The sequence below is a fragment of the Deltaproteobacteria bacterium genome, from assembly GCA_016709225.1.
GTDB lineage: Bacteria > Myxococcota_A > Polyangia > Nannocystales > Nannocystaceae > Xiheibacterium > Xiheibacterium phototrophicum.
Genome location: JADJEE010000012.1, coordinates 3,288,405 through 3,300,399, shown reverse-complemented (window position 1 = coordinate 3,300,399; position 11,995 = coordinate 3,288,405). Strand labels below are relative to the sequence as shown.

The following is an 11,995-nucleotide window of genomic DNA, read 5'->3' as shown; positions in this document are numbered from 1 at the left end:
TCCCGTCGCTGGTGTCGACGCAGACCGCGTCGATGCACTGCAGCGGCGCCTCACAAGCGCCCGCGCCGTCGCACGGACAATCGACGGCTCCGACGACACATGCAGTGCCGCCATCGCTCTCGCCACTCGACTCGTCGCCGCCGACACTGGCTCGGGCCGTCGGCGGCTTTGGGTCGTAGCACGCAGCCGCCGCGAGCAGCACACACAGGAGGCCTCGATGGGTGGTCATTCCTGTGAGTGGGAGCGGCCAGGCCAATCCGTCCCCGTCGACGGCTCGCGGTCGACCGGAGGCGAGCGACCGTCGCAGCCGGGGGTGCGTCGGTGTTGCGCGGCCGCACTGTGGCGTCCGGGCCTGCCGCCGGGGTCGTCGGCCCGCGGGATTCTCGAGCGAGCGCGTCACAAACGCGGCAGGCCGCGCCTCATCCGGTGCAGAGAGACACGCCGACCATGAAGAAGTTGCTCGCCCTGCTCGCCTTCCTTCCCGCTGCACCCGCATTCGCCCAGACCACGACGGCCGCGCCGCAGGTCGATGTCGGGAACATCCCACCGGGCCTCTCGCAGCTGAACTCCTGCAGCTCGCGGCTCGACACGCTGCTGGTCGACCTCGAGACCAAGAACATCGCCGGAGCGAACGCCGTGCTGATGATCGGCGAGACCGCGCTTGCGGAGTCGCCGAGCTTGCCGGGCTCGGGTGGCTTCAATCCGATCGGTGGCAGCGCCGTGAAGTCCGGCAACAAGATCGCCGGCAGCTCGAAGGTGGCGGTGCCCGGCACCAACACCAGCAGCGCACTGACGTACACGCTGAGCAACGTCGACGGCACTGCGCGGCTGACCTGGGTGTACAAGGGCAAGTCGTACGCCTCGAGCGTCGACAGCTGCAGCTCCGGCTACTGGACCGCAGCGAGCGCGACCTCGGCGATCGTGGTGAAGCTCGGCGCGCTGCAGAGCCCACCGAAGTGACGCATCGCCTCGGTCGTCGCGAGAGCGCTCACCTGTCGCTGCCACTTCGGTGAGGCGCCCTGCACTCTCGATCGCCCGTGGTGCGATGCACGGGCTGTTTGGAATGCGGACGACCAGCGCGGTCGAAGTGGGTGCCATGCGACACCCACGACGACTCATCACCTCCCTGCTCATCGTCACCGCGTGCGCGGCCGAAGAGTCCAAGGTGGAGTTCCGCGACATCGAGGCGATCTGCGTCGAGCCCGAGGACTCGGTCGACGACGACCTGTGGACCTGCGACGAGGCCCTCGTGATCGACTGCAACACCGACGCGGTGCCCGAGGAGATCTACGTGCGCCCCGAGTCGGGTGATTGCGAGGGCGTCGACCTGCAGCCCGTCGAAGGTCCGTTCGCGCCCGGCACCCACGACATCGTGGTGGCCGATGGCGACGGCACATCCGTGTGCGAGACGACGCTCGAGATCCAAGATCCGGTCGCGCCCATCGTCACGACCCGCGAGGTGCAGCTGTGGCCGCCGAACCACAAGATGCACACCGTGACGCTGGCCGACTGCTTCGAGGACGTCGTCGACTGCGACCCCGACTGGGTACCCGAGCTGGTGTGGATCTCGAGCGACGAGCCCGATGATTCCAACGGCGACGGCCACACCAGCGACGACGTCGCGTTCGTGGCCAGCGATGCCGCGTCGCTGCGATCGGAGCGGCAAGGCGGCAGCAACGGGCGCGTGTATCACCTCGGCTTCACCGTCACCGACGGCTCCGGCAACGTCACCGAGGGCCAGTGCGACGTGATCGTGGCCCACGATCAGGGCAAGCACGAGGGCATCGACGACGGCGAGGCCTACCGCATCGAGCGCTAGCGCACCGCCCGTCGTCGCTGCCATGGGCACACCACCCTCGTGCGGGCTTTCACGGGGCAGCTGGGCCCGCCGAGCCCATGGGGGCCGCGGCGGTGCGCACGGTGTCGACCACCGGGCGGCCGACGGCGAGCTCGAGCTGTCGCACCGCCGCGAGGTAGTCCGACCAGGTCTCGAGCGCGGCGGCCTGCGCATCGAAGAAGCTCTGCCGACCGACCGCCACGCCGATGATGTCGATCTCGCCGAGCTCGAAGGCGCGCTGCAGCAGCTCGAGGTTCTCGTCGAAGCGCGGCAGCACGTCGCGACCGTAGTCCTGCACGCGCGCCGCGGCGGTCTGTACGGCATCGATGCTGCGGCGCAGCTCCTGCTCGAGCTCGTAGCGCCGTGTGGCGAGGGCGACCTCGGCGATGCGCAGCTGGGCCTTGGCCTGCGCGCGCGGCCCCTGGTTGCGACGCCACAGCGGCAGCGGGACCGACACGGTGATCAGGCCGACGCGACTGGCGAACGGGCTGCCGGGCTCGTGCTCGCGCGCCGCGTATGCGCCGATGGTCGGCTCGGGCCACGCGTCGCGCTTGGCCGCACGCAGACCCGCCCGCGCCGCCCGTAGCTCCTGCGCGAGCGCGACCAGCTCAGGGTGGCGCTCGAGCGCTTCGCTCACCAGCGCGTCGGCGTCGAGTCGCGACGATACGTCACCCAGCTCGCCGACCGGTGCGACAGGCTCGGCGGCGGGCCAGCCCGCGGTGGTCGCCAGCTGTCGACACGCGGCCCGATACACGCGCGCTGCCTCGCGGCGCGCCTGCGTGGCCTGTGCCAGCGACGCCTCGGCCATGCGCAGCCGCAGCGGCGCCAGATCGCCGGCCTCGACCTGTCGCTTGGCGGTGTGGACGAGCGAGCCGGTGAAGTCGCGCACGCGCGTGGCCGTGTGCAGTCGTTGCTTCGCCAGCAGCGCGCTGGCGTAGGCCCAGCGCAGCGCGACGTGGGTCTCGAAGCGCGACTGGTCGAGTCGTCGATGCAGGCCGACATCGTACGCACCCGCGGCGCGACGACGGGCACCGCGCTCGCCGACGATCTCGAGCTGCTGCGAGATCGTCAGCTGCATCTCGAACGACGCGCCCAGCGGGTTGGTGCGCACGCCGAGCACCGCACCGACGCTGGGGTTGTACGGCAGCAGCGGCGCGACGGCCTCGCGGGCCGCAGCGCCCAGGGAGACCTGCGCGTGGGCACGAGCATTCTTCGGCGCGCGGCCTTCGGCGTGGCGCAGCAGCTCGTCGAGGGTCACCTCGCGTGCGGCCCAGCCGTCGTCGATCGCGGCCGGCGAGGCCGGTCCGGCGGTGTCGGTGAGCGGGCCGCCCGTGCCCGAGACGCCGACGAACGATGCCGGCGTCGAGGGTGCGGCCGCGAGCAACAGCAGCAGCGGCGTGATCATGCGCCCTCCGTGGTGTCCGTCGCGTCGTCGTCGGACGACGGCGTCTCGACGCGCATCCACATGCGCAGCACCCCCGGCAGCACGAACAGCGTGAGCACGGTCGAGAGCCCGACCCCGCACACGACGACGGTCGCGAGCGGACGCTGGACCTCGGCACCGGCACCGGTCGCGAGCGCCATCGGCACGAAGCCCAGCGCCGCGACGGCGCCGGTCGTCAGCACCGCGCGCATGGTGTGGACCGAGCCCCCGATGATCGCGCGTTCGAGTGGCAGGCCCTTGCGCACGCCGTCGCGGGCCGCCTGCGTGAGCACCACGCCATCGAGCACGGCGACCCCTGCGAGCGCGACGAAGCCGACCGCCGCCGGGATGCTGAACGGCAGGCCGCGCGCCCACAGGCCCAGCGCACCGCCGGTGATCGCAATCGGCACCAGCACGAACACCGAGATCGCGTCGCGCAGGTTGCCGAACATCCATACCAGCATCAGCAGCACGATGCCCAGCGCCAGCGGCACCACGATCGCGAGACGCCGCGCGGCGCGGTCGAAGTTCTCGAACTGCCCGCCCCACTCGACCTCGAAGCCGGGCGGCACCTCGAGCGAATCCTTCACCAGCGCGCGGGCCTCGTTGACCCATGACACCAGGTCGCGGCCCCGCAGGTTGACGTCGACCCGCACCGTGCGGCGGCGATCCTCGCGGCGGATCTGCGGCGGGCCCTCGCCGGCGACGACATCGGCGACCTCGGCCAGCGGCACGGTCGCAGCACCGGAGCTCTCGACCGGCAGTCGCTCGATCGCGGCGGGGTCGGGTCGCGAGGGCGGCACCAGCAGGCGCACGCCGAAGCGACGCTGGCCCTCGTAGACGTCGCCGAGCGGCACGCCGACGCGCGCGGCCTCGATCGCCGTGAGTGCGTCGGCCATGCGCACGCCGTGGCGAGCCATGCGGGCGCGATCGGGCCGGATGGTGAGCTCGGGCATGCCGAAGGTCCGCTCGACCCGCACGTCGCCGGTGCCATCGACGGTGCGGACCAGATCGGCCAGCTGGGTCGCGAGGCTACCGAGCCCGTCGAGGTCCTCGCCGTACAGCATGATCTGCACGTCGGCCCGCGAGCCGCTCACGAGCTCGTTGGTGCGATCTTCGATCGGCTGCGAGACCGACGCGAACGTGCCGGTGGTCGCGCTCTCGACCGCGTTCTTGAAGACCTCGGCCAGCGCGTCGAGATCGTGGGCCGTCGTCCACTCCGGCTTGGGCCGCAGGTGCACCAGGATGTCGGTGTTGTCCATGCCGACCGGATCGGTCGCGACCTCGGCGCGGCCGGTCATCGCCAGCGTGGTGACGACCTCGGGGAACTCGCGCAGCGCCGCCTGGGCTAGGCGATCGAGCCGCTCGGCCTCGTCGAGATCGATCGAGGGCGAGCGACGAATCGTCACCACCATGTCGCCCTCGTCGATGCGCGGCACGAAGTCCGCGCCGCCGCCGGCCACCAGCGCCATCGCGCCGACCAGCGCGAGCGCACAGATGCCGAGCAGGCGCCCGCCGATGCGCGACAGCGGCACCAGCATGCGCCGGTACGCGGCCGCGACCCGGTTCAGCCACCGCGCGCCGTCGCGGGCGGGCGGGGGCACGAAGATCGCCAGCAGCGCGGGCAGGAACAGCGTCGAGTAGATCAGCGCACCGAACAGTGCGCACGCCATCGTGATCGCCATCGGGCGGAACATCTTGCCCTCGACGCCCTCGAGCCCGAGCAGCGGCAGGTACACCAACAAGATGATGAGCACCGAGAACAGCACCGGGCGCATCACCTGCGAGATGGTCTCGCCGTAGGCGCGTCGGCGCAGGGATGGCGCGAGTCGACGGCCGGTGTGCACCGCCAGCACCGCCTCGAGCACGACGATGGGGCCGTCGACGAGGAACCCGAAGTCGAGCGCGCCGAGGCTCATCAGATCGCCGCCGACCCCGAACAGGTGCATGCCCATCAACGCGACACTCATCGCGGTGGGGATGCCGAGCACGATCACCAGCGCGCCGCGCAGCGAGCCCAGCATCACCACCAACACCAGGGTGACCACCGCCGCCCCCTCGGCGAGGTTGCTCGCGACCGTCGACAGCGTGCGCTCGACGAAGGCGGCGCGATCATAGATCGGCACCAGCTCGACACCCGCCGGCAAGCTCGCGCGGATCTCCTCGACGCGGTCCTTCACCGCGTAGATCACGTCGCGGCTGTTGCCGCCGACCAGCATCATCACGATCCCGGTCACCGCCGGCTCGCCATCGTGGCTCACCGCCCCCTGCGGTAGGGCTGCGCCCAGCCGCACCTGCGCGAGGTGCTCGACGAGAATCGGCGGGCCGCCCTCGGGCGATCGCACGACCACCTTCGCGATGTCGTCGATGCCGGCGAACTGCCCAGCCATCCGCAGCGTGTAGGACTCCGGGCCCGCGCGCCACATAGCCGCCGCTGGCGGTGCCTGCGGCCTCGCGCAGCACACCGACGAGCTCACCGATCGCGATGCCGTGCGCCCGCAGGGCCTCGGGCTCCACCACCACGTGGTACTGCTTGAGCTTCCCACCCATGGTGTTGAGCTCGATGATCCCGGGCACGCTGCGCAGCCGCGGGACGATTTCCCAGTCGAGCATGGTCCGCAGCTGACGCGGCGTGTGTCGATCGGAGCGCACCACGAACTGGTAGATCTCACCGAGCCCGTTCGACAGCGGCGCGAGCTCTGGTGGCCCGGTGCCCTCCGGCAGCGCTGCGCTGGCCGTCCACAGCCGTTCGAGCACCAGCTGCCGAGCAAACCAAGGATCGGTGCCATCACGGAAGATGAGCGTGATCGCCGAGACGTCGGCACGGGACACCGAGCGCAGCTCCTTCAGCCCGGGCAGGCCATTGAGCTCGTTCTCGAGACCCACCGTGACCATGCGCTCGACGTCACGCGCCGAGTAGCCCGGCGCCGCCGTCAGCACCGCGACCTGCACCGGCGAGATGTCGGGGATCGCGTCGATCGGCAGTCGCACGGCCGCGATCGTGCCGGCCACGAGCGTGACCACCAGCGCCGCCAGGCTGACCCAGCGCAGACGAATCGACAGCTGCACCATCTTCGCGAGCATGGCTACCGGAACAGCTCCGACTTCACGGCGAACGCACCGGCGGTGACGACTCGCTCGCCCTCGGCGAGCCCCTCGGCGATCGCGACCTCGTGCTCGCCCTGCGCAGCGAGCTCGACCTCGCGCGGCTCGACCACGCGACGAGCGATCTCGACGAACACGGTGGGCTGCCCATCGACCAACACCACCGCGTCGCGCGGGACTGCGGGCCCCTGCACCGCCAGGCTGGTGGCGTGGACCTGCGCGTGGACGGCCTGGCCCACGAACAGCCGACGATCGTCGTTGTCGACCACGATGCGGACCGGCGCGGTGCGGGTGCGCTCGTCGAGCACGCGACCGACGTGCGCGATGGTGCCCTGCAGCGGCGGTCGCCCATCACCGCGCGGCTGCAGCGTGACGGCATCACCGATGGACACGCGCGAGAGATCGCGCTCGAACAACGCCAGCTCCACCCACACACTGGAGAGATCGGCGATCTCGAACGCGGTGTGGTTGGGGTCGACGCTCTCGCCGCGCTGCACCTGCACGCGCACGACCTCACCGTCGATCGGCGCGCGCAGCTCGAACACGCCGAGCCTGCGCTTGGTCGAGCGCCCGCCCAGCGCGCGCACGCGCTGCTCGGCGGCGTGGAGCTCGGCCTCGAGCGACGCGTACTCGGCCTCGGCCTGCTGCGCGCTGCGCTGGGAGGCGATGCCCTCCTCGACCAGCAGACGCTTGCGCTCGACGTCGTGGCGCGCCGCGGTCGCCCGCGCGCGGGCGCTGAGCAGGTCCGCCTGCGCGCCACCGAGGTCGGCGCTCTCGAAGCGCGCCAGCCGGTCGCCCGCGGCGACGCGATCACCGGCGACGACGTCGATCTCGGTGACGCGCCCCGGAATGCGCGTGCCCACTGCTGCCACGTGCCGCGGGTCGAGCGTGACCGTGCCGATCACCTCGATGACCGGCAGCACCTGCTTGGACTCGACCGCGGCGACCTCGAGACCCGCGCGCGCGACGAAGGCCTCGCTGTACACGATGCGGCCGTCGTGCGCCGACGGCACATCGGGCTCGGGCGCCGACTCGGCGGCATCGGTGGGCGCGCTACGATGCAGCGCGAACGCGGTGCCGACGGCAACGCACGCCAGCGCCGCGAGCCACCACGGCCATCGACCTCGCCGCAGCGATGCCGGCGAGATATCCGGGGGTGAGGACTCGTCGAGGGGGATCTCGGGTTGCAAGGCCACGTCCATGCGAAAGGCCCACGGCCGCCGATCCGGCTGCGTCGCCGCCACCACCACGAGAGACGGGCACTGCGCGAGATCGGGAACCGCGGACGTCGGCGCAAGACAGCAAAGCCCGCGCCAGTCGCCAGAACGTAGTTTCGAGGGCTTCTCGAGCCGCGCGGCGCAATCCTGCCCCGCGCGCGATCAATCCTGTCCCACGTCGTCGCCTTCGAGTCGTCTGTGCAGGGTTCGGCGATCGATCCCGAGCACACGCGCGGCCTCGGTCTTGTTGCCACCGTGCGCCCGCAGCACGGCGTGCATGTACGCTCGCTCGACGTCCTCGAGTGTCACACCACGCCGAGCCGCGCGCTCGAGGAAGCCGTCCTCGCTGTCGGGGCGCTCGCGGATGACGAGATCGTCGAGCACCAGCGTGTCGTGCTCGGCCAGCACGACCGCGCGCTCGAGCAGGTTGCCGAGCTCGCGCACGTTGCCGGGCCAGCTGTGCCCGAGCAACCACCGCATCGCATCGTCGGAGACCCCGAGCACCTCGCGCCCGACCCGTGCGCAGGCGCGCTCGAGCATGACGTCGACCAGCGCCGCGAGGTCTTCGGGCCGATCCGCCAGCGGTGGGATCTCGATGCGCACGACATCGAGGCGATAGTAGAGATCCTCGCGGAAGCGCTTGTCGGCGACCGCGTCCTCGAGCGGACGGTTGGTCGCACCGATGATGCGGACGTCGACCGCGACCTCTTCGCCGGCGCCGACCGGTCGCACGCTGCGGCTCTCGATGGCCTGCAGGAGCTTGGCCTGGACGTCGAGCGCCATCTCGCCGATCTCGTCGAGCATCAAGGTGCCGCCGTGGGCCTGCACGAACAGGCCCGGGCGATCCTCGCGCGCGTCGGTGAAGGCACCGCGGCGAACCCCGAACAGCTCGGCCTCTGCGAGCGTGCTCGGTAGCGCCGCACAGTTGACCTGCACGAACGGGCCCGCCGCACGCGCGCTCTGGGCGTGGATGTGTCGCGCGACCGCGCCCTTGCCGACCCCGCTGGGGCCGGTCACGAGCGTGTTGCTGTCGCTGCGAGCCACGCGGTTGGCGATCTCGACCACGCGGCGCATCGCGGGGCTGCGCGCGACCAGCTCGCCGTCACGCTGCTCGCGGAGCTCGGCGCGCAGGCGCACGATCTCCCGACGCATCCGTCGCTCCCGCAGCGCGCGCTCGATCGCGACCTGCAGCGCCTCCCAACGAAACGGCTTGGTCACGAAGTCGCACGCGCCCGCGCGCACGGCCTTGACCGCGAGATCGATGCTTCCGAAGGCCGTCACGAGCAACACCAGCTGCCCGGGCCTGTGCGCATGGATCTTCGCCATGAGATCGAGCCCTCGCAGCTCGGGCATCTCGACATCGGCGATCACGAGATCGAACTCGTGCTTGGCGATGCGCTCGAGCGCATCGAGCGGTGAGGTGGTACCGACGGCTTGATGACCGTCCTCACCGAGCATCTCGAGCAGGTAGTCGACCACGCTGGCGTCGTCGTCGACGACCAGCAGCTTCGCAGCACGGCTCATGTCGATGGCTCCTCGGCCTCCCGGGCCTGTCTGGGCAGTCTGGGCAGTCGCACCCGCACATGCGTGCCCGCGCCGACCTGCGACTCGATCGAGACCTCGCCGCCGAGCTCGACCACCAGCTCGCGGACCACGGCGAGCCCGAGGCCGGTGCCGCCCTCGTCGGCGCGGGTGGTGAAGAACGCATCGAACAGGCGCGGGCGCACCTCCTCGGGTACGCCGCGACCGTCGTCGCGCACGACCAGCTCGACCACGCCGGCGACATCACCACGCAGCGCGACCACCACCTCGCCGTCGCGATCGGTCGCCTCGAGCGCGTTCATGGTCAGGTTCAGCACGATCTGCTCGATCGCCCCCGGCGGGCACCGAACCACGGCGTCGGTGCCGTCGGACTCGCAGCGCAGCGCGATGCCGCGGCGGTCGGCCTCGGCCGACAACAGGTCGACGATGTGCAGCGCGGCCGCGACCGGATCGGTCGCCACCGCTCGCTCCGGGTGACGTCGCGCCAGGTGCAGCAGGTGCTCGACGATCGCCGCGATGCGTTCGCCCTGGTCCGCGATGATGCGGGCGTGCCGTCGGACCGCATCGGGCGCGTACTCGCGGGTCTCGAGCGCGCGGGCGCGTCCGACCAGCACCTGCAGCGGCGAGCCGATCTCGTGCGCGACCCCGGCGGCCAGCTGTCCGATCGAGATCAGCTTGTCGGCCCGCTGCAGTCGCCGCTCCAGCTCCGCGCGCCGGAGCTCGGCGGCGACCAGCTCCTGCTTTGCCTCGGCGAGCCGCTCGACCATGCCGTCGAACTCGTGCCTCAGCTCGCGTAGCTCACCGGCGGGCTCGCGTCGCGCGGTGCCGAGCGGCGGGCTCGGATCGAGCTCACCCTCTCGGACCCGGCGCATGGCCGCGACGAGCCCCGCGATCGGCCGCGTCACGTGCACACGACCGATCCAGATCGCCGCCGCGGCGGCGGCCAACACCAGCGCGACCGCGGCAACCGCAGCGTCGCGCTGCATCTCGCGGATCGCCGCCGACAGCCCGTGAAGGCGCTGACCGAGGAACAGCACGCCCAGGGGCCCACGGCCGTCGACGAGCGGGACCGCGTAGAACGCACGCATCGGCTCGACATCGCGGACCACCTCGAAGTCCTCGCGGCCCGCGAGCGCGACCTCGATGCTCGCGCGTTCGCGCGCGTCGATCGCAGCGGCGCGGCGGGATTGCCCCCGCACGACCCCCTCGACATCGACCACGCGCACGACCACGTCGTCGCCCTCCAGCCGGTCGAGGGTGTCCTGCAGCTCGCGCCAGGCACCCGCGCGCAGGTCCGACTCGACCCCGGCCGCCAGCGCCTGGGCGATCAGGCGCGTGCGCCGTTCGACGGTATCCTCGAGCTCGGTTCGGCTGCGTCGCACCACATAGAACCCGAACGCGCCCAGCACCACCAACGCCAGCAGCGTCAGGGTCAGCGTGAGGCGCGTCGTGATCCGCATCGCACGGTCGGGCTTACCAGCTCGTGGCAGCGAGGGCCACCCGGCCCACCCCCGATGCCTGGTCCCCGCGAGAGGCCCAACCCGTGCCGCGAAGTGCGGGCACGGCGGGACCGCACGTGGCCGCCGATCGCCCGCCGTCGCGATCTTGGGGGTACCACTTCGCCGCTCGATGCGGCACGTTGATCCCGCGTGCGCGCTGCGGCACAGACCCGTCGAAGAGCTCGGCTCGTGCGCGCGCTCGTGCTCGGGGTCGTCGGCGCCGGGCTCGGCGCGTGCGCCGAACTGAACCCCGAGTTCCTCGGTCCCGCGAGTGCGAGCGGCTCGTCGATGTCGACCACCGGCGACGCCTCGAGCTCGGCGACGCAGGGCCAGGGCTCGATGAGCGGCTCGACGGGCGACTCGATGGGCGGCTCGACCACCGGCGTCACCACGTGTGACGACCCCGCGCAGGAGGTCTGCGATGGCGGCTGCGTCGACACCCAGCGCAACGTGCTGCACTGCGGCGGCTGCAATCAGCCCTGCGCGATGACGCAGATCTGCTTCGAGGGCGCGTGCGTGCTCAACTGCCCCGTCGACGACCCGGTGGCCTGCGGCCTGGTCTGCAGCGACCCCGAGAACGACCCGGCCAACTGCGGCCAGTGTGGAGCGCCCTGCGCGATCGGGCAGTTCTGCGTCGCAGGAGCCTGCGCCGACGCCTGCCCGGCCGACGTCACGCCGTGCGGCAACCTCTGCGTCGACACCAACACCGATCACGATCACTGCGGCGGGTGCGATCAACCCTGCGGCGATCTGCAGGTCTGCGTCGGTAGCAGCTGCGTCGACGGCTGCGGTGGCGGCCTCGAGATCTGCGGCAACACCTGCGTCGACACCCAGCGCGACGAGATGCACTGCGGCGGCTGCACCGGCAAGTGTGCGCCAGGCGAGATCTGCGAGCTCGGTTCGTGCATCAGCGAGTGTCCCGCCGACCAGAGCGAGTGCCCGGCCGACTGCGCCGATCTCCAGAACGACCCCGACAACTGCGGCGCGTGCAATCACCACTGCTTCGCCACGCAGTCATGCGTCGCCGGCGAGTGCGTCTGCTCCGGCAGCAAGCTGGCGTGCGGCAACACCTGCGTCGACACCAACAAGAGCGAGCTGCACTGCGGCGGCTGCAACATGCCCTGCCCCGCGATGGCGCAGTGCATGTCCGGCAGCTGCGGATGCCTCGGCAACCTCATGCAGTGCGGCGACAGTTGCGTGAACATCAACAACGACGAGGCCCACTGCGGCGGCTGCGACATGCCGTGCGACGGCACCTGCAATGGCGGCAACTGCAGCAACTGAACGACGCCGCGCGCGGGTATGGCCGGTGGTCGCGGCGGTCGTGCTGTCGCTGGTGCGCGTGCCCTCGGCCGGGGCGACCGCGCCGGCG

The 11,995-nt window shown here is 71.5% G+C and carries 8 protein-coding genes; 3 read left to right on the top strand and 5 right to left on the bottom strand.

Annotated features, from left to right (window positions below; all coding sequences use genetic code 11):
• Positions 1-447: 447 nt before the first annotated feature.
• Positions 448-960 carry a hypothetical protein gene (locus IPH07_38640; GenBank protein MBK6923371.1) on the top strand — a complete coding sequence of 171 codons (513 nt, stop codon included), beginning with the start codon at positions 448-450 and terminating at the stop codon, positions 958-960.
• Between the two features lie 136 nt (positions 961-1,096).
• Positions 1,097-1,819 carry a hypothetical protein gene (locus tag IPH07_38635; protein MBK6923370.1) on the top strand — a complete coding sequence of 241 codons (723 nt, stop codon included), beginning with the start codon at positions 1,097-1,099 and terminating at the stop codon, positions 1,817-1,819.
• A 49-nt stretch (positions 1,820-1,868) separates the two neighbouring features.
• Here the strand turns inward: IPH07_38635 and IPH07_38630 are convergent, their stop codons facing one another.
• The 5 genes from IPH07_38630 to IPH07_38610 all read right to left on the bottom strand — a co-directional run bounded on the left by IPH07_38630 (position 1,869) and on the right by IPH07_38610 (position 10,584).
• Positions 1,869-3,242 (bottom strand): TolC family protein, encoded by a 1,374-nt coding sequence (locus IPH07_38630; protein ID MBK6923369.1) that lies wholly within the window; start codon positions 3,240-3,242, stop codon positions 1,869-1,871.
• On the bottom strand, positions 3,239-5,650 hold the full coding sequence (locus IPH07_38625) for an efflux RND transporter permease subunit (protein ID MBK6923368.1): 2,412 nt from the start codon (positions 5,648-5,650) through the stop codon (positions 3,239-3,241). Before IPH07_38625 ends, IPH07_38630 begins: the two co-directional genes overlap by 4 nt.
• A gap of 696 nt (positions 5,651-6,346) precedes the next feature.
• Positions 6,347-7,555, bottom strand: coding sequence for an efflux RND transporter periplasmic adaptor subunit (locus IPH07_38620; protein ID MBK6923367.1), 1,209 nt, complete (start codon positions 7,553-7,555; stop codon positions 6,347-6,349).
• Positions 7,556-7,744: 189 nt separating this feature from the next.
• Entirely contained in the window at positions 7,745-9,106 is a 1,362-nt protein-coding gene (locus IPH07_38615) for a sigma-54-dependent Fis family transcriptional regulator (protein ID MBK6923366.1), read from the bottom strand.
• On the bottom strand, positions 9,103-10,584 hold the full coding sequence (locus tag IPH07_38610; protein MBK6923365.1) for a HAMP domain-containing histidine kinase: 1,482 nt from the start codon (positions 10,582-10,584) through the stop codon (positions 9,103-9,105). The genes IPH07_38615 and IPH07_38610 overlap by 4 nt, the downstream gene beginning before the upstream one ends.
• 228 nt (positions 10,585-10,812) lie before the next feature.
• On the opposite strand from IPH07_38610, the gene IPH07_38605 reads away from it, so the two are divergent.
• On the top strand, positions 10,813-11,907 hold the full coding sequence (locus IPH07_38605; protein MBK6923364.1) for a hypothetical protein: 1,095 nt from the start codon (positions 10,813-10,815) through the stop codon (positions 11,905-11,907).
• Positions 11,908-11,995 lie beyond the last annotated feature (88 nt).